Origin of the sequence: Paenibacillus sp. EKM301P (assembly GCF_011800295.1) — a bacterium.
In the GTDB taxonomy this organism is placed as follows: domain Bacteria; phylum Bacillota; class Bacilli; order Paenibacillales; family Paenibacillaceae; genus Paenibacillus; species Paenibacillus polymyxa.
Window position 1 is genome coordinate 161,954 of record NZ_JAALFM010000005.1, and the last position, 18,143, is coordinate 180,096.

The 18,143-nt window shown below is 45.7% G+C and carries 15 protein-coding genes and 1 pseudogene; 6 read left to right on the forward strand and 10 right to left on the reverse strand.

From position 1 onward, the window contains the following. Nucleotides 1-38 precede the first annotated feature (38 nt). From HFD99_RS14670 to HFD99_RS14685, 4 genes are read right to left on the reverse strand one after another with little or no spacing between them, the layout of a single operon-like run. The gene (locus HFD99_RS14670; protein ID WP_025365711.1) at nt 39-977 is read right to left on the reverse strand and encodes a DUF4340 domain-containing protein; all 939 of its coding nucleotides are present in this window, start codon (nt 975-977) and stop codon (nt 39-41) included. Continuing rightward, the gene (locus tag HFD99_RS14675; RefSeq protein WP_123797592.1) at nt 974-2,365 is read right to left on the reverse strand and encodes a GldG family protein; all 1,392 of its coding nucleotides are present in this window, start codon (nt 2,363-2,365) and stop codon (nt 974-976) included. Before HFD99_RS14675 ends, HFD99_RS14670 begins: the two co-directional genes overlap by 4 nt. A gap of 5 nt (nt 2,366-2,370) precedes the next feature. Then, nucleotides 2,371-3,093, reverse strand: a complete 723-nt coding sequence (locus HFD99_RS14680; protein ID WP_123797593.1) for an ABC transporter permease — start codon at nt 3,091-3,093, stop codon at nt 2,371-2,373. Next, complete coding sequence (locus HFD99_RS14685) at nt 3,090-4,265, reverse strand: ABC transporter ATP-binding protein (RefSeq protein WP_123797594.1); 1,176 nt, start codon at nt 4,263-4,265, stop codon at nt 3,090-3,092. Before HFD99_RS14685 ends, HFD99_RS14680 begins: the two co-directional genes overlap by 4 nt. A 226-nt stretch (nt 4,266-4,491) precedes the next feature. Here HFD99_RS14685 and HFD99_RS14690 point away from each other — a divergent pair, with 226 nt between their 5' ends. From HFD99_RS14690 to HFD99_RS14705, 4 genes are all read left to right on the forward strand, one after another. After that, nucleotides 4,492-5,658 (forward strand): NTTRR-F1 domain, encoded by a 1,167-nt coding sequence (locus HFD99_RS14690; protein ID WP_167440941.1) that lies wholly within the window; start codon nt 4,492-4,494, stop codon nt 5,656-5,658. A 192-nt stretch (nt 5,659-5,850) separates the two neighbouring features. After that, nucleotides 5,851-6,942 carry a glycosyltransferase gene (locus HFD99_RS14695; RefSeq protein ID WP_016820101.1) on the forward strand — a complete coding sequence of 364 codons (1,092 nt, stop codon included), beginning with the start codon at nt 5,851-5,853 and terminating at the stop codon, nt 6,940-6,942. 57 nt (nt 6,943-6,999) lie between these two features. After that, nucleotides 7,000-8,094, forward strand: coding sequence for a tetratricopeptide repeat-containing glycosyltransferase (locus tag HFD99_RS14700; protein WP_016820100.1), 1,095 nt, complete (start codon nt 7,000-7,002; stop codon nt 8,092-8,094). A gap of 51 nt (nt 8,095-8,145) precedes the next feature. Continuing rightward, nucleotides 8,146-9,240 (forward strand): glycosyltransferase family 4 protein, encoded by a 1,095-nt coding sequence (locus tag HFD99_RS14705; RefSeq protein WP_016820099.1) that lies wholly within the window; start codon nt 8,146-8,148, stop codon nt 9,238-9,240. A gap of 127 nt (nt 9,241-9,367) precedes the next feature. Here HFD99_RS14705 and HFD99_RS14710 read toward each other — a convergent pair whose 3' ends face one another. Next, nucleotides 9,368-11,221: a beta-glucoside-specific PTS transporter subunit IIABC gene (locus HFD99_RS14710; RefSeq protein WP_167440948.1), complete on the reverse strand. Its 1,854-nt coding sequence runs from the start codon at nt 11,219-11,221 to the stop codon at nt 9,368-9,370. A 71-nt stretch (nt 11,222-11,292) separates the two neighbouring features. After that, nucleotides 11,293-12,573, reverse strand: a complete 1,281-nt coding sequence (locus HFD99_RS14715; protein ID WP_123797596.1) for an apiosidase-like domain-containing protein — start codon at nt 12,571-12,573, stop codon at nt 11,293-11,295. 215 nt (nt 12,574-12,788) lie between these two features. Here HFD99_RS14715 and HFD99_RS14720 point away from each other — a divergent pair, with 215 nt between their 5' ends. Continuing rightward, nucleotides 12,789-13,820 (forward strand): LacI family DNA-binding transcriptional regulator, encoded by a 1,032-nt coding sequence (locus HFD99_RS14720; protein WP_017427337.1) that lies wholly within the window; start codon nt 12,789-12,791, stop codon nt 13,818-13,820. A gap of 81 nt (nt 13,821-13,901) precedes the next feature. On the opposite strand, the pseudogene HFD99_RS14725 reads toward HFD99_RS14720, so the two are convergent. From HFD99_RS14725 to HFD99_RS14735, 3 genes and pseudogenes are all read right to left on the reverse strand, one after another. Then, nucleotides 13,902-14,892 (reverse strand): annotated as a pseudogene (locus HFD99_RS14725) (MFS transporter); the annotation flags it as partial. 14 nt (nt 14,893-14,906) lie between these two features. After that, a complete protein-coding gene (locus HFD99_RS14730; protein ID WP_019688484.1) occupies nt 14,907-15,812 on the reverse strand; it encodes an NAD(P)/FAD-dependent oxidoreductase in 906 nt (301 codons plus the stop codon). Between the two features lie 114 nt (nt 15,813-15,926). After that, the gene (locus HFD99_RS14735) at nt 15,927-16,325 is read right to left on the reverse strand and encodes an Rrf2 family transcriptional regulator (protein WP_016820094.1); all 399 of its coding nucleotides are present in this window, start codon (nt 16,323-16,325) and stop codon (nt 15,927-15,929) included. Between the two features lie 339 nt (nt 16,326-16,664). Between HFD99_RS14735 and HFD99_RS14740 the strand changes: the two genes are divergently transcribed. Then, complete coding sequence (locus HFD99_RS14740) at nt 16,665-17,495, forward strand: hypothetical protein (protein ID WP_025365717.1); 831 nt, start codon at nt 16,665-16,667, stop codon at nt 17,493-17,495. A 44-nt stretch (nt 17,496-17,539) separates the two neighbouring features. Here HFD99_RS14740 and HFD99_RS14745 read toward each other — a convergent pair whose 3' ends face one another. Then, nucleotides 17,540-18,010 carry a L,D-transpeptidase gene (locus HFD99_RS14745; protein ID WP_016820092.1) on the reverse strand — a complete coding sequence of 157 codons (471 nt, stop codon included), beginning with the start codon at nt 18,008-18,010 and terminating at the stop codon, nt 17,540-17,542. Nucleotides 18,011-18,143: the final 133 nt, after the last annotated feature.

Below are 18,143 nucleotides of genomic sequence, written 5' to 3' on the forward strand. Positions count from 1 at the left end.
GTTGGAGCCTCTTTGTTCAGCTATTATAAATGTAATGATTATTGGCTAGCCTTAGCCTGGTCATGACCATTCTGTTCAGCATGGTTCACGCCAGATGCTGACAGGCCATAAGCCCAGTTGCTTTGTGGCGGTACAACCCACACGGTATCTGGATCATCTTTAAGTGTCCAGCCCTGATAAACCAGCTCGGGATCATCCTTTCCCAACGATATGCTCAGCGTAAAGCGGTGAACAGGCTTGTTCAGCTCGGAGGCTTTGCGCAAAGCCTGATTGCTGGCCAGGTTTTTGATTTGCTGTGAGAGGGAAGTCGCCGTGTCACCCGCTACCGACTTTCCGTTTAGCGTCCAAGATGCGGAAGCACTATCTCCAGTTCCACTGTTACCGGAGGATCGGAGCATCCATGAGGCATTCTGGCCTTCCCACTCTATCCCGCTCAGCTTGGTATCATCCCAATCAAACGGCGTTGTGTCTGTAAAATCATCAGCATCCAGCAGCAAACCCGAAAGTGTATCTATAGGTACGGAAGCTATCTCTTTTTGGTCTGATAGTACATAAACAGCGTCTCCAGAAGGCAGCGTATCACCGAAGGCAAAGGTGCGAACGTCACCATTCTTGGTCTTAATCTCAATCTGGTCATGGGTAGCGCTGATTCCATATTTGGCTACGTCTTTGGGAGATGATTCCACGACATCACCCAACTTTACATTTTGAATCGCGGCTAGCCAATTGTCTAATGTATATTGATTTAACGGGTAAGATCGCGGCTTACTCATGCTCCATTTGCCATCATGTTGATCAAGTTCCACCGACTTGCCGTCCTTTCCAGTGATCGCAAAAGACGCAATATCTCCTTGCGTAAGCTGAACGAGCTGGCGAGCGGCCGGAGCTTGTTCACGAAAAAAGTTTTGGCTCTTGGCATAGATTATACCCGCTCCCAATACGACTAACAGCAGCACTGTGGGTATCCATTTTCTCATGCACTTCTTCGCCTCCACCATAATAAGATTCCGACAACCGCAAACAGCAGCGGCAATCCGACGACAGATATGGCTAATACCGTTTTCGCTTGTGCAGCAGTCAAATAAGCTACCTTAAAATCCTGCTCCTGACGAGGACGAATAGTGAGTCCATCAGAGTGTTCCTGTACATAATTCAGACTATTCAGCACAAAGTCACGATTCCCACCTGTACTGATCTCCGTGTCACTTAGGAGGGCTGACGTTCCGAGAATAACCGCTTTGGGCTTGCCGTCTTTCCCTTCTACCGCGTAACCGAGCTCAAGCGGCCCCTGTGGGTCCTTGTCATCCTTCTGCGTTTCGTTGTTCAGCAGTCCCTGAATATTCGTTTCACCATAGCTAGCTGCAGAAGATTTTAGCAATAGCGTCGTCTTCCAATCCTTCTGTTCTCCTGCCTGCAAAGCAATAGATAGTGAAAGAACAGGATACAGATTAGAGGCCGCCAATTTATCGGTGATTGCATGACTGCCAAAGGTGGGAACCGTCCACAGAGGACCAAGCGTATTCGTCTGTTCCTGATCCACCACGATAGCATGAGTATCTTTCACACCATAATCAGCCGCTAATGCGTCAAGGTTTTTCCAGCTAGACCCCATGTTCGGGTGAAATCCTAACGCCATAAAAAGCTTTCCACCGTCATTCAGATACGTACGAATACTCTTCAGTTCCGTCACGCTAATATCCCGTTCGGGTCCGACAATAGCCAATACAGACGCATCTTTGGGCACACTACCCGCTTGATTGAGCTGAACTTCCTCTGCTTTCACATTATCTTGCGCCAGCGAGCTGCTTAATTCGGTCATTTGGGACAAAGGAATTTCCTCATGCCCTGTCAGAAAAACCACTTTCCCTTGGCGGGTAGACGATAATGCCAGCAGTCCACTGGTCAGCTTTTCCTCCCCGGTAAATTGGTATGCTCCTTCACTACTCCCCTGAGCCTGCGTAAATAGACTCCCAATATCTATAACCCGCTTCTTCTCTCCCTGCACCAACACGATGGATGCTGCTGTAATCCCATATTGCTTGGCCAGTATCGGTTCCTGATTCAAATCATATTGCTCGACCTTGAGCTTGTTGTTACGCTTGGCATACTCATTCAGCATATCCGTAACATCCCGGTTCAGCTTCTGATTCTGCGAAGTGGAGACAGTAAAGGCAATCAATCGTACGTTTTCCTTCACACCCTGAATGGTCGTTAACGTCTGATCAGACAGCGTATACTGCTTGCCTGCCGTCAGATCCAATTGAAAGCCTCCCAGCGAACGCAGAAATAACGTCAATAAAATAAAAATCCCTACAGCAGCAATCGATAGTACCATACTATTGGTATGACCCAGCCATTTTTTCATATTCATTACCTCCACCGTTTCCGTTCAACCACTTGGATACTAAATAGCAAAAAGAGCGCCGCCACCGTCACGTAGTACATCACATCGGCTCCATTCAGCAATCCTTTGGTGAAACTGTCAAACCGTGCGGTTAGTGAAAAAGGTTCCAGCCACTGCTGCAGCGCCGCAGATGCGCCCGTTTGTCCACCAAACGAATCCAGCATCCAGAACACGAGCAAGAGAATAAAACTGACGACCGCGGACATCATCTGATGCTGTGAAAGCGTCGATGCGAATAAGCCGATCGCCATCATGGCTGCGCCAAGCATAAACAGGCCGATCACGGATGTAAATACGAGCGTCCAATCCAGCGACCCATAAAAGGACATCACGACCGGATACGCCAGACTGCACAACACCAATATGAGCAACATGCCTAACGATGCCAAGAATTTACCAATCATGATTTCCATCACACTCACAGGTGAGGTCAGCAGTAGCTCATCCGTACCTTGCCTGAATTCCTCTGCAACCAGCCGCATCGTGAGTAGGGGGACAACAAACACCAGCATGGACAATGTGTCACCGAGTACCAGCCGATAGTCCAAAATACTAGGCTGATACATCACAAAGTTCGTGTAAAATAGTAACCCCGTCAGCAACATGTACACCGCAAGCGCAAAATACGTCGTTGGGGTCCATAGATAGGCTTGCAGCTCCTTTTGACAAACTGCGAACAAACGCCTCATGACTGTTTACCTCCTGTATCCTTGTCTTCATCGACCTTGTTATCGCTGGCCAAGGCTTCTCCATGATCCACCGTGTTGACCGTTGCTTCATTCTTAGAGGTATGTAGAATATGAACCGCTGGATCGCTGCCCCCACCTTCTTCCGTCTCGCGGGTCGTTAACTGCTGGAAGATGTTTTCCAAGCTTATGTTTTCTTTTTTCATTTCCATAATCGGAAGCTTCGCATCCGACAGCACAAAAAACAGTTCTTCGCGAAAATCCTCATCAGAAGCTCCTGTAAGCAACAATCCAGTCAAATCCTGCTCTGTGACAGCCAGCTTCGTATTCGCTGAAGGCAGAGTAGGTGACGAAGGTTCAACTTGTACTTTTCCCCAAGCTCGTAGGACATCCATTACCTGCTCACGCTTGCCTTTGACCTCCACCTTCACCTTGAATCCGTCTTCCATCGAACCGCCGAGCGCGTCAGGACGCCCGTCCATGACCAGTTTGCCTTCGTGGATGATCAGAACCCGATTACACAAAGCATCCACCTCAGGCAAAATATGCGTGCTGAGCAATACCGTATGATTTTCACCAATCTCCTGAATGAGCTGACGAATCTCCAGAATCTGATTGGGGTCCAAACCCGAAGTCGGTTCATCCAGCACTAGTAAATCCGGGTTGTGAATAATCGCACCTGCCAATCCCAGACGCTGTTTATACCCTTTGGACAAGCTGCGGACCAATTGTTTTTCACGTCCATTCAGTCCCAGTCGGGAAATCATCTCCGAAATACGCAGCTTCTGCTCTCTCGCAGGCACGTCCCGAATACTAGCTACAAACTTTAAGTAGGATCTTACAGACATATCCCCATACAAAGGAGGCGTCTCCGGCAGATAACCAATTTTGGAACGAGCCTGTCTGCCTTTATCCTGAATCGGGATACCGTCGATCGTAATTACTCCCTCGTTTGGCTGAAGATACCCTGTAATCATACGCATTGTCGTCGTTTTACCCGCACCATTTGGCCCCAGGAAACCAACAATTTCACCGCGCTGCATTTCAAAATCCAATTTATGTACGCCCCGGTTGCCCTCATACCACTTGCTCACCTGTTGTACTTTGAGCACATGTTTCACCCTTTCATTGTTCGTGATCTTCCCTATGCTGCTCTCCCACCTAAAATGTTGCATGAGTAGCGGAGCGGTCTCCTCGCACTTCATGCTACACTTTTAAATTCTAATGATAATCCCCCACATATAGCTTCAGCTTAACGTCACTTAAATAGAAGCTTAAAATAATGTGTCTAAAATGTGAACATGGAAATACACACCTGCCCTCGTCAACTTGTACGGTTCGCCACGGCGTGGATTCGCATCTACTATCATTACAACGTGTGAAGGGAGTGTATAAAAAGCGATGACCGTATTATTTACCAATCTTGTTAATAACGGCGACTTCGAGACCGGATCTACCCTTTTTTGGAACGCCGCAAATGTAACCGTCACTAACTTATCCGTAAAAAAGACAAACTTTTATAGTGCGATCCTAGCAGGAGGCGCGGTAGATGCATCTCTTTCCCAGGTCGTTTTTGCCACACCAGGCGAAAGTTATACGTTGAGCCTGTCAGCTGCAAAAATAGGAAACTTGATTAATCCTCAAATCAACATTTTTCTGTACTACTATGACGCAACCTTTAGTTTCCTCGGTACTGGGCTAACTACCTATCTGAGCGCAGGCACATTACCTGATGCTGTTAATGGGACATGGCAAACCCTGTATGAAGTAACAGCTCCTGTTCCAGCTAACGCAGCCTTTGCCTTTTTGGTAATTAGCAAAAATGCCTTAGCTAACACCGCTAATGTAGCCATTGATTCCGTTGCCCTTGTTAAAGCAAGTGCAACTGGAGCTGTGGGACCAACCGGACCTGCTGGACCTACGGGTGCTACGGGCGACGTTGGCGCTACTGGACCTGCCGGACCTACGGGTGCTACGGGCGACGTTGGCGCTACCGGACCTGCCGGACCTACGGGTGCCACAGGCGACATTGGCGCTACGGGGCCTACCGGACCTGCTGGACCTACAGGTGCCACAGGCGACACAGGCGCTACGGGGCCTGCCGGACCTACGGGTGCCACAGGCGACGTTGGCGCTACGGGGCCTGCTGGACCTACGGGTGCCACAGGCGACATTGGCGCTACGGGGCCTGCCGGACCTACGGGTGCCACGGGCGACATTGGCGCTACCGGACCTGCTGGACCTACAGGTGCCACAGGCGACGTTGGCGCTACCGGACCTGCCGGACCTACGGGTGCCACAGGCGACGTTGGCGCTACGGGGCCTGCTGGACCTACGGGTGCCACAGGCGACGTTGGCGCTACAGGGCCTGCTGGACCTATCGGACCTATCGGGCCTATTGGCGACACTGGACCTGTCGGACCTACGGGCGACACGGGACCGATTGGACCAACTGGACCGACCGGGCCATTTGGTCTTGGATTTACAGGTCCAATTGGACCGACCGGACCGATCGGGCCTACGGGGCCGACTGGGCCGACTGGACCTACAGGACCGACTGGGCTCTAATCTCCGATTATTACCACATCATGGACTTAAACGATGTTTCATATCCTACCGCCAAAGCCTCTTAGCAAGTTATGGCTTTGCCATCCTTGCCCTGCCGCAATTGCGGCAGGGCTTCTATAATCAGGTCTCTTTTAATTCCAATTTTAGGTTTGACCTCAATCCTTAAATGGTTCCCAAAGGAGTGATACTCAATTGATCAGTATCAGTCTGTGCATGATCGTCAAAAATGACCAACATACCATCGGCCCTTGCCTTGAATCGGTCCATCATATTGTAGATGAAATCAACATCGTGGACACAGGTTCACAGGATCGGACCATTGACATATGTCGCAGCTTTACAGATCGGATTTTTCCGTTTGAATGGGTAGATCATTTTGCCCTTGCACGTAACTATTCATTTGAGCAAGCTACGCAGGAGTACATTCTCTGGCTGGATGCCGATGACATTTTGAAGGAGCAGGATGCTATCAAGCTGCTTGAGCTAAAGCATACTCTTGATTCCTCAGCTATATCAACCGTGGATGCAGTGTCCATGAAGTATCATTATGCCTTCGATGATCATGGCAATGTCACCCTGCATTTTCGTCGGAATCGCTTGGTCAGACGGTCGGCCGGGTTCCGTTGGCATGGAGCCGTGCATGAGTATCTCGCCGTAGACGGAAATATTCTACATGCGGATATTGCCATAACTCACACCAGAACACATACCCATTCCCCGGGCCGAAATCTGCGAATTTATGAGAAGCAGCTCGCCCAAGGCCATGACTTCTCTCCCCGCGACCGCTACTATTACGCTAACGAGCTTAGAGACAATGGAAGATATGAGCAGGCCGTGCAGGCTTACCGAGACTTTCTAAACACCGAACAAGGCTGGGTAGAGGACGCAATTAGTGCATGTGGCAAAATGGCTGACTGTCTGCAACAACTCGGCAAGCTGGAGGAAAGTATTACCGCGGCTCTCCGTAGCCTGACCTTCGATACGCCTAGAGCGGAGCTTTGTTGTCGGATGGGTCATTATTTTTTGCATAAAAATGAGATTCCCAAAGCCATTTACTGGTACGACATGGCTACCACTCTGAATCCTCCTAACACGCTGGGCCCGGTACAAGACGCATACCAAACATGGTTTCCTCATATCCAGCTGTGCATTTGCCATTTTCGGCTAAAAGACTATACACGTGCGAACTGGCACAATGAGCAAGCAGCCACGTACGTTCCCAATGACCCGCATGTCCAGCATAATCGACAATATTTCAGCTCAATCCTGAACCCTTCCCAATAGAGATGCCTCCCATAGCCAGCCATCATTCTTTAAGTCAATGAAAGGAGGAGCAAACCAATGCAACCACAGAAACGGTACAAGATAGCGGTCTATGCCATCAGCAAAAATGAAGCCCGATTCGCCAAGCGCTGGATGAACTCCATGCGGGAAGCTGATGTTGTCATTGTAGCCGACACCGGTTCTACAGACGACACCGTTGCTCTACTGCGCGAGGCGGGTGCAGAGGTACATCCTATTCAGGTAGTCCCTTGGCGTTTTGACAAGGCTCGCAATGAGTCCCTGCGGCTGGTCCCTGATGATGTAGATATTTGTGTCTGTACAGATCTGGATGAAGTCTGGGAGGAGGGATGGCGGTCGCGCCTGGAAAGCAACTGGAAGGATGGAACGACTCGAATGCTGTATGCCTTTACACATGGACAGCCTGGAAGGGATACCGCTCATACATGGTTCTGGAAAGAAAAAATACACACTCGTCATGGCTACCACTGGGTACGCCCGGTTCATGAAGTGCTTGAATATATCGGGGAAGGCGAAGAACACAGCATCCGATCGGGCCAGCTCCGCTTGTATCATGATCCCGATCCGCACAAGTCACGCAGTCAATACCTTCCACTGCTAGAGCAGTCTGTACGTGAATTTCCCGAGGATGATCGCAATATGCATTACTTGGGGCGAGAATATATGTATCATGCCCGTTGGGACGAATGCATCACTACGCTGCAACAACATCTTGCCATGCCACAGGCGCGCTGGGCCGATGAACGCAGCGCTTCGATGCGTTTTATCGCTAGAGCGTATAAGGCAACTGAACAATGGCATGAGGCTGCACGTTGGTTATACCGTGCTATTGCGGAAGCGCCCTATTTACGTGAACCTTACACGGAAATGGCTCAGCTTGCCTATCATACACGGAACTGGCCCGCCGTCTATCATATGGTCGAAGAAGCGCTGCGCATTTCGACACGACCAGATACGTATATGCAAGAGGATTTTTGCTGGGATGCTACTTTGTATGATCTTGGAGCCCTCGCTTGCTATGAGTTGGGCCTAATACACAAAGCCTGTGAATTTGCGAAAGAAGCAACAGAACGCTCTCCGGAAGATTCTCGCCTTCGCCATAATTATGCGCTAATTCAATCCAGGCTTCCATAGAAACCCACACCCCGTCCTGTAGGTTGAATAACTTGGTATAAGAACTTGTGGTTGGCAAAGGAGGTTATTGAGATCAAAGTTCTATTTACTTTTTATATACCCAGCGGTGGCGTGGAAACCTTGAACCGCCAACGCTGTAAAGCGCTCATTCAGGACGGGATTGAATGTCATCTTCTCTATTATCAGCAGGGTACAGGGATGCAAAACCTGCAAGGCGATATTCCGGTGTTCATGACTTCCTCTGAAGAAGAAATTCGAAAACTGGTGGAGACTCATCGCTACGATGCAATTATCGTCTCTTCGGACTATCCTATGCTCCCTAGACTGCGAATGTTGGGCTATCAAGGGATATTAATCTATGAATCACAAGGCTTTGGCACTCACGAAGAAGCTGCTTGGGTTGTTGCAGATGCATCTCCGTATCTTCAAAATTATGCTGACGCGGTGCTTCTCCCCGATACAACTCACCTCGTGCAGCTATTTTCCAGCATGTGTCCATGGCTTGATCGTTATGTATTTCCAAACGTATTGGATACCAGCGTATTTAATTATGTACCTAATACTCCCCCAGTTAATCCGGTCATTGCATGGGTTGGGCGGCTTGAGCCCAATAAGAATTGGCGGCATTTTATAGACATATCTTACTGGATGCTGCAAAATCGTGCCGATCTTCGGATCTGGATGTTCTATGATGACACCTTGTCGCAGACGGAGGATAAAATACAATTCGAGAACATGCTTGCTCAGCTTGGCATGTCCACGATCATTGAGCGTTTTAAAAGCGTGCCTCATGCGAAAATGCCTTTGTATTATTCCATGATTGGCGACTCGGGTGGGTATCTGCTCTCGACTTCACTGGTGGAGGGATTCGGTTACGCGGTAGCTGAGGCCATGGCCTGTCGTTGCCCGGTCTTAAGCTCTGATTCAGACGGAGTACGAGCATTCATTGACCATAACGAAACCGGCAAGTTTTATCAGCAGGGAGACATTTTACAGGCGGTACTGCAAGGACTAGACCTTATGAACAACGTCCCTCATCGCGAATCTATCCGCCAGAAGGGGCGTACACGGATCGTTAACCTGTTGGCGCCAGATAAATATGTGCGCTCCTTCCGGCAGATGATGAGCTCGTTGGGTGTACGGTAACCTGCTATTGTAGTACATGCCGCAAAAGTCTGTTTCATGATCCAAAAAAGCTGACGACAACCCTATTTTTACACACGGGCCATCGTCAGCTTGATGCGTTTGCTGTGCATTACTGAATATTAGGGAACTATCTGATCTTCAATAAGCGTTCTCCTGTATGAATATCCTTCGAGTTTTCAGCTAAGATATCTGTGTACACCGCAGTATTGGTTACTATAACAGAGGTGGTGAGATCATATCCTTCATCCACTATAGCTTTTGGATCAAATTCAACCAGCTTGTCCCCTTTTTGAATCGTATCTCCTTCAGACACAAAAGAAGTGAAATGTTTTCCTTTCAAGCTGACCGTATTAATTCCAATGTGAATGAGCAGTTCAACTCCATCCTCAGAGATCAGTCCAATCGCATGTTTTGTTTTGAAAACGGTAACAACAGTTCCGTTAAACGGTGCGTAAGCTACCCCTTCTTGGGGGATAATGGCGGCTCCCTGACCCATCGCACCACTGGAGAAAGCCTCATCTTTCACTGCGGTCAAACGAATCAATTCACCGTTTAAAGGACTAAATACCGTTTTTTCTTCCGCTTTGTTTTCAACTACAAGCTTAATTTCAGGCGCGGGTTTCGCATTCTTATAGCCGAAAAGATAGGTCAGAATAAATCCGACTACAAAAGCGACAACCAAAGAGATAATAAAGCCAATGAAGCCTGCATCTATCCCCTTTGGATTAATGAATAAAGGGATACCAAAAATCCCGCCTGAGGCAAATCCATATGCTGTTGAGCCGAGTAAGCCCGCTGCAGCTCCTCCTACACCCCCAGCGATCGAGGCTAAAATAAACGGTTTTTTGGTGGGTAGCGTAACCCCGTAAATAGCTGGTTCAGTAACCCCCATCAAACCCGCGATGGTAGCAGAAGTCGCAATAGGTTTTAATTTAGGGTCGCGTGATTTCAAAGCAATGGCAAAAGCCGCACCTGTTTGCGCAAACGTAGTACAGAACAGCATACCGTTAATCGGATCAAACCCGTTCGTAACTACATTATTCAGGAGAATCGGAATGAACGCCCAGTGCAAGCCAAAGATAATAATCCCTTGCCAGAACCCAGCCAGAACGAGACCAGCTATAGCCGGACTTAACTGGTAAATCCACATGGAGCCTTTGGCTAATCCATCACTGATTATAGTTGCTATCGGCCCGACAACCAGAAAAACAATCGGTGATATAATGACCAAGGTCAGAAAAGGCACAATGAACATTTTAATGGATGCAGGTGCATACTTACTAATAAATTTTTCAACCTTAGCTGCCAAGAACGCCCCAATAATGATGGGTATAACAGAAGAAGTATAATTAATCAGAACGACAGGTATGGTCAAAAAGGACAGCGCCGTTTTATCCGTAAAAGCCGAAGTAATGGTCGGATACACCAAGGCGGCCCCCAAAACAGCAGATAGATACGGGTTTCCTCCGAATTTTTTACCTGCTGAAAACCCTAGAATAACCGGAAAGAAATAAAACATAGCGTCTGCTGTTGCATATAAAATTTTGTATGTGCCCATCTGATCAGTCATCCAGCCCAGAGATGTGCATAAGGCCAGCAGTCCTTTTAGAATCCCCACAGCAGCGAGCACACCCACAACGGGCATGAACACGCCTGAGATCACATCGACAAATCGGCTGAACAGGCTCGCTTTTTCATTCTTTTGATCGTCTTCAACTGTCTGTTCTCCGTGCTTTACTCCCATCGTATCCAAAAGAGCCTCGTATACTTTGGGAACCTCATTCCCGATGACCACCTGGAATTGGCCGCCACTTTCCACGACGGTAATGACACCGTCAATCTGTTTAATTTTTTCTTTATCTGGCAATTGGTTATCCTTCAATTTGAATCTCAAACGAGTAACACAGTGAATGACACTGTTCACATTTTCGTTTCCCCCCACCGATCTAAGCACTTCTCTAGCTGTCTTTTGGTAATCCATCATGATCACTCCTGGATGCGTTTTCTATTTCTCCACTCCACCTGCTAGCTTACTCCTGTTTTTCTCTGGTTTTATTTCGTTCCGATGATCACAACATCGCTTTCAAAACCATGCATATCAATGACGGATTGATCAGCCTGGACATCCACCTCCGTTTGGGCAAATCGTCTCTCCGCTAAATCAATGGTTGTAAACTTGTAGTCCTGCACGTTGATATTTAGCCGCACTTTCGTGTTAACCGGGATATACAAGACGAGGGTATTCTCGTTCCCCGCACCTCTGATCTCCTCTGTCTTGTTTAAAACAATATCCAACGGCTTTATGCCAATCAGGTTGTACATTTCAAACAAATATTTGATAAAGGAATAATCCCATGCGCCCTCAAAACGCAGTGCTGTTCTCCAATCATAGGGACTATCAAAGCCCTCTCCTTCTACAATTCCGAACTTCTTGCCTTTTTTATGCCAACTCCAAATGCCATGCGCTCCATAGGTAATTCCCGCTCCCCCGCCTGCCAGAAGACTGTGCCATGCTGCTTTTCTGGCATCTAGTGCAGTGTATCTTCCATACACATTGCGGCTGTAACTGATCTGTTCATAGCAAGGTTCTCCATTGATGACGGGACGTATCTCCGGCTTGTGATAAAAATGCTGGGCAATCTCATGGGCGACATGCTGAAACTCCGAATTATGTCCTGATTGATACATATAAAATCCAAGACCCTTGTGTTGCTCAAAAGCTTCAGGAATTTCCCTCAATCTCCCTTGGATATGCAGCGTAGTCAAGCTTGCCGGGCTTAATTGTTGTACCGTTTCCAGCGCCTTCAAATAGTACGCATTAGCACGTTCTGTAGGAAAATCAGTGTCTCCGCTGATCAAATAAACAGGCTCGAATCGAGAATAGCGGTTTACAACATAAGTTACATAGCTTTCAACGCAATCCAGCGGCATTTTATTGCCTTTCTGGAACATTTCAGCCCATGTATCCGGTACATAGTTACACCACAACAGAACCAGTGCTGGAATAAAGCCGCGCTCGACAGCCATCTGGATCATGACTTCCGCCCGCTCAAAATAAGCTTCGTTTAAGGTATGGTAGTCAAAATCTCCATTTTCCAGTAATGCAAATGGCTGTAGATTCAGGTCTGATTCGCTGGCATCCCATTGTCGGAGCATATTGATCTGTAAAACGTTGAAACCCTGCATTTTTCGATAGTCCAGGTAATCGCTCCACTCTTCAATAGTGGCGTTGGTAAATACGCTCCAGACGGTATCTGCCAAGTAAAAGAAAGGCTTGCCCTTTTTCACAAAACTTCTTTGATTTTCAGCCATGCTTAAGCTCAAACAAATCACCCTTTCACTCATAAACAAAACTAAACTAATGTATAATTTTATACGATATTGAATAAAATAAACTAAATAAAGCGTTCACAATTGAATATTAACACTATGTATCCGAAAAGGTCAACTCATTTTATCTGTTGTTTGTTTAGTTTAATTTATAAACTAAACTTTATTATATAATCATGATATAATTTATATAGTTTAGTCCAATGGGAGGTTCCACGTTGAAAATAGATGATATTGCGAAGCTTGCCGGTGTTTCAAAATCAGCCGTCTCTTTAGCATTTAATAACAAACCCGGTGTTAGCGAAGAAACCAAAGAGCATATATTAAGAATTGCCCACGAGCATGGATATAGACCACGTACCATGAAGTCAAATAAGGAATTTACGAAGAATCACCATGTCATTCGTTTTGTTGCATGCAAAAATACAGGCATCGTGACCGAGCAATATGAATCACTTCCATTTTTCAATGAATTGATCCATCATATTACCCATCAGGTGAGAGAACATGGTAATACTTTGATTTTCTCGTCATTTGATAGCCATAGCCTTGAAGAAGAATTGTCTGCTCTGGAGAAGGACCAGCCTTCTTCAGGTATACTTCTGCTGGGCACCAATTTAACATCCGAGACTATTCATTCCTTACAATCCATTCATTCCAATATCGTTATTTTGGATACCTGCTTTGAACACGTTGATGCCAGTTTTGTATCGATTAATAACTATCTTGGGGGGTACCAGGCAGGCCAATATTTAATCCAGTCCGGACACAGAAATATAGGATACGTACAATCCAGTACCAGAATTCTTAACTTTACAAAACGAAAAGAGGGGTTCATGGCTGCTTTAGAGGAGCACAATCTTGCCATAGGTCATGGGCTTACATTTGATATGCACCCGATGCTTGTCATGTCACAGGACGCATTTAAAACAGCTATTCATAAACTGAATGAGCTGCCTTCGGCCCTATTTTGTGAGAATGATTATATGGCGATCAGTGCTATTAAAACGTTTCAGGAAATGAACATTCGAGTGCCTGAACAAATTTCCGTCATGGGGTTTGATAATATTCATGAAGCTAAGGTCATTAGCCCGGAACTCACAACCATTCATGTGAAAAAGGATATTTTGGCCCGAACGGCTGTAAACTTGCTGATGGAAAGGCTTAATCACAATCAGGAGCACCATACTCAGGTTCTTGTGAATACAGAGGTTATTGAAAGAAGGTCTTGTATAGACGCAGAATTATAATCAAGTGAATAGAAAAAGGCCGCCATATAGGCGGCCTTTCAGCTTTTATACTTCTGAATTGTGATTTTATAGCGAATGAATCTAAGCGTCTTGTTTTTTGCTCAATGTAAACGAAAAAGATGCAACAACAAGTGCTATGAATATGACTAACCCACTAATCCAGCCCAAATTCTGTATGGATGTATACTCAATTATGACTCCCCCTAATCCTGCACCTAAGGTCATACCGATATTCATTAGCGCAGTATTGAAGCTTAGAACCATTTCTGAAGATTGTGGCTTTAAAGAAATTAAGTAATATTGATTTGCAGGAGTTGTTGTCCAAGCAGCCATCCCCCACAACATAATCGTCAGAAGAACACCGATCGTAGAAGTTGCTGTTACTGTTAATACGAATAAAGCCGCTGCGTGAACTATTAAACTAATGGAAATCGTCCGGACAGGTCCCCACTTATCCACTGCATATCCGCCTATACGTGACCCTATGAAAGCAAACACTCCTAGTACTAAAAGAGCTGCACTAATCTCTTTTATAGAAAAGTCTGCTATGGTGCTTAAAAGCGGAGCAATATAGGCAAAGACCATGGTGTATCCAAGATACCGGTTCATTCCCCTGTAATTTTGGAATAAACCGATTGAGTAGTGCCAGAATGATCAGAGCAATGACAGCAATAATAATATAGATATAACGCCAATCTATATTTGCAGCAATTAAGGTTCCAAGGGGAACTCCCAGCACTAAAGATATTGTAAATCCTGTAATGACTGTTGCGATGGCGCTACCACGTTTTTCAGGTTCAGCCAGTTGAGCAGCGTAATGGGTAGCAACCACAAAATACAGTCCACCACTCATAGCCTGTACAATACGGGAAAGCATGAGCAGCGTAAAGTTAAAGCTGAAGAAAGCAATGACCGTCCCTAAAATAAAGAAAAGCATGGAATACAATAACACTCTTTTCCTTTCAAGCTTTGCAGTTAGCATGACCAGCACAAGTGCACCAAAAGCATACGATAAGGCATATATGGTAACTAATTGTCCAGCCAATGAAATAGATACATCCAAATCATGAGAGCTTCAATTTCCCGTCATTCGTTAAAGTCTTCCTCTGTCAAATCCAGGTTTACACTCGCAGCGGTTCGGCTACCGTCGGCCGCAGCAAAAATCAACTGAGAAGGCATGAAGTATGAAGAATCCCCCGCAGCATATACACCAGGAATGGAGGTTCTCCCCGCTCCATCCGTTTGAATCCCGCCCGACTCGGTCCTTTCACAGCCCAAACGTTCTCCAAACGGTGCACTTTGCACAAATTGGGGGGTCACAAAGCCGCCGGCCCTTGGGACTTGAGTACCGTCCGTAAAGGACACATACTCCAGCTGTCCATGGTGACCGATGAACGCTGCAACAGGCTGCTCCATTACCGCGACTCCTTTAGATTGAAGTCGTTCTTTTTGCTCGTCCGACAAGAATGCCTGACCGTTCGTGCAGACAAGCAAATCCTTACTCCAGTTCAGGAGCAGTTTGGCTGTGTGATATATAGCTGGCGACTCAGAGACGAGGACAAGCGGTTGATCCCGTAACTCCCAGCCATCGCAATAAGGGCAATTAAACAAACTTCTTCCGTAGAACGTGTAAAAACCTTCGATCTCAGGGAATATCTCCTTTACACCCATCGCCAGTATCAATTTTCGCGCTTGAACACGAAGGCCTGAAGAATCAAATACCTCGAATCCGGATTCATTTTTCGTAACTGAAATAACCTCGGTTTGCAGATGATGCACAGATGGATACCGCAGTACTTCCTCATAAGCTACGCGGCGGAACTCGGCCGGCGTTACGCCATCTCTCGTAATGAAACCGTGCGACGCATGCGTAACCGCATTTCTGGGCCGGTTATTATCGATCAAAGCCACACTTCTTCTTGCCCTGCCCAGTACAAGGGCTGCATTCAATCCAGCAGGTCCTCCCCCAATAATAGCGCAATCGTACAGCATAACATCCAGCTCCTTTTACAAAGATATTAAAGACTCTTTATATCTATAATTAAAACAAAAAAAACACTTCACATAACTGGCGATCACCTTCTCTCTATTTATAGCCGCTCCCCTTTATACTTGCGCTTGCTTTTGGGCTAAATCGACCAATTTCGTATTTTTAAGATGGCCCTCCATTTTTTCCTCCGCTTCCCTCATTACAGCTTGAATCAGACATTCTGATCCATGGACAAAATCACATTCAAACAAAGAATTCGTCCCTTCAATCGCATGGATAATATCCAAAAAGGTAATATCGTCTTTATTGCGGGATAAGCGATAGCCCCCATTGGCTCCAGAGACCGATTCGATCATCCCCGCCTTCACAAGCCTCGTCAAAATTTTTGAAAGATACGTGGGTGAGACATTTTGGGATTCGGCCAATTGCTGGACACCTACGGGCTTCACCGACGAATCCTCAACGAGCATGAGCATGGTGTGCAGTGCATAATTGGTTGCTTTGGTAAATTTCATAACTACACCTCATTCACAGACTTATTGTATCTATAATATCTCTGAATCTGCAGGAATGTCAAGATTATAGGTTAAGTATAGAAAATCGAAGGGAAAAATTGCATTTTGCCTTCACCTCAATAACATCCAACCTTATAACAGAATGTTTGACTTGGGCTGGCCTGCTAGAGCGGGCGAAAGTATCACTCGCTCCTTAATATTTTCCAATTGTTATGTAATTTTTTTCAATAAACAAGAAACAAATTCACGATTTCCACGTCTATGTATATAGATTTAATTTTAGGAAAACCTTGGATCAAGTCCTGAAGCCCAATATTTTTTTACAAAGGAGCAATTAAAATGAAAAATCCAAGACTAAAATACGCTACTGCTTTCCTGTCTAGTATAGTGCTTGTGGGAAGTGTAAGTGGCTTTTCTATTGCCAATGCTAATAGCACTTTACGCCCTAATACGCATGTTCAAAGTTCAGTTAATACTATAAATCCATCTGTTTACCAGTCTGTAACCAAATTTAAAAAGAGCGAGACCCCAAATCAGGTGATTTGGAAGGAGAAAAACGTTTCGTTAGTGGCCAAAAAAATGGAGCTAGAAAATGCACCAAGCTCTGAGAAGAGTGTTATTACATCTATAACGATCAAAACAGGAGAACAGAATTACACCATTAAAACAGATGGATATAATGATAAACTGCGTAATATATCGAGCGCAGTATTATCTCCTTCTAATACATGGTTGGCTATCCAGGCACGGCGCAGTGCAGGAGATACGTTATTACTGATCAATCTTAAAACTGGAAAATCTACCATTGTAAATGATCTTTTAAAAGCTAAAGGCAAAAAAAATGTAGAATCCATTGCTGCTTATAACTGGTCACCTAAAGAAGATCAAATTGCCTTTTCGTACGGTGATACATCAAGCAGCTCCATAGCCATTTATAACACCAAGAAGGATGCCTTTATATATCTTCCTAGGGAAACGGATTACATTAGCACAAGTCTGATTTTATGGCATAAAAATGGAAAAAGCTTAGACTATATAAGTGAGTATCCATCTGACCAAAAGAAGTTGTACAGATACTCAATGGACAGCAAAAAGGTGAAACCTGTTAAAAAAATTAGCCAGAACGAATTTCAAAAATGGTTCAAACTTGATAAATACAGTACAAATTAATACCAAATAGGGCGGAGTAAATCCCGCCCTTTGAATTTTTTGTTCTAGTTTATTGTGATTTTGCCGGAACTTCCGTTTTGCTCAAGCACTTGAATTAGTGCTCTTTGGTCACTGTTAGAAAGTCGGATGCAACCGTATGTTGGACGCAGAGGATACCAAGTCAGAGATGTGCTTGTAGCAGGGTCTCCGCCATGAATCATAATTTCGTCGCGGCCATTATTTGTAGCAGTCAGGAAGTTCCCACTTACTGCTTGATTCAGCCACACACGCTTATAAGGACCATAAGAATAGTCGGAGTCACCTTTCGCATAAACAATTGTTTTCGCAACCCCCGTAGGAATGTCTGCATATTTAAGTCTCCAGTTCGTATGGTCGTTACCATTCTTCGGATCATTTGATCCACGGCCTAAAGCTTCTACAGGTCCAAATACCAAACTACCACTATCGTTATAAACTTTCAGTGTTCCTTTGTAATCTCGATTAGATGGAAAATTAGCAATAATGTGATAACCCATTGTTAAACGCCTCCATTTAGTTTAGTTGAGAGTAGATTTGATAGAGTCGCTAACATCTAAATGGCTCCACATTCTTTAATGTTAGTCTTCAATTCCCTCTCACTTATGTAGGTGATTTAAGGCTGTGAATTAC

Bases quoted from the DNA above. Each gene is read 5' to 3' on its own strand.
- HFD99_RS14700 (WP_016820100.1), top strand. From the start codon at position 7,000: ATGCAACCACAGAAACGGTACAAGATAGCGGTCTATGCCATCAGCAAA.
- HFD99_RS14690 (WP_167440941.1), top strand. From the start codon at position 4,492: ATGACCGTATTATTTACCAATCTTGTTAATAACGGCGACTTCGAGACC.
- HFD99_RS14740 (WP_025365717.1), top strand. From the start codon at position 16,665: ATGAAAAATCCAAGACTAAAATACGCTACTGCTTTCCTGTCTAGTATA.
- HFD99_RS14735 (WP_016820094.1), bottom strand. From the start codon at position 16,325: ATGAAATTTACCAAAGCAACCAATTATGCACTGCACACCATGCTCATG.
- HFD99_RS14675 (WP_123797592.1), bottom strand. From the start codon at position 2,365: ATGAAAAAATGGCTGGGTCATACCAATAGTATGGTACTATCGATTGCT.
- HFD99_RS14710 (WP_167440948.1), bottom strand. From the start codon at position 11,221: ATGGATTACCAAAAGACAGCTAGAGAAGTGCTTAGATCGGTGGGGGGA.
- HFD99_RS14685 (WP_123797594.1), bottom strand. From the start codon at position 4,265: ATGCAACATTTTAGGTGGGAGAGCAGCATAGGGAAGATCACGAACAAT.
- HFD99_RS14670 (WP_025365711.1), bottom strand. From the start codon at position 977: ATGAGAAAATGGATACCCACAGTGCTGCTGTTAGTCGTATTGGGAGCG.
- HFD99_RS14730 (WP_019688484.1), bottom strand. From the start codon at position 15,812: ATGCTGTACGATTGCGCTATTATTGGGGGAGGACCTGCTGGATTGAAT.
- HFD99_RS14745 (WP_016820092.1), bottom strand. From the start codon at position 18,010: ATGGGTTATCACATTATTGCTAATTTTCCATCTAATCGAGATTACAAA.
- HFD99_RS14680 (WP_123797593.1), bottom strand. From the start codon at position 3,093: ATGAGGCGTTTGTTCGCAGTTTGTCAAAAGGAGCTGCAAGCCTATCTA.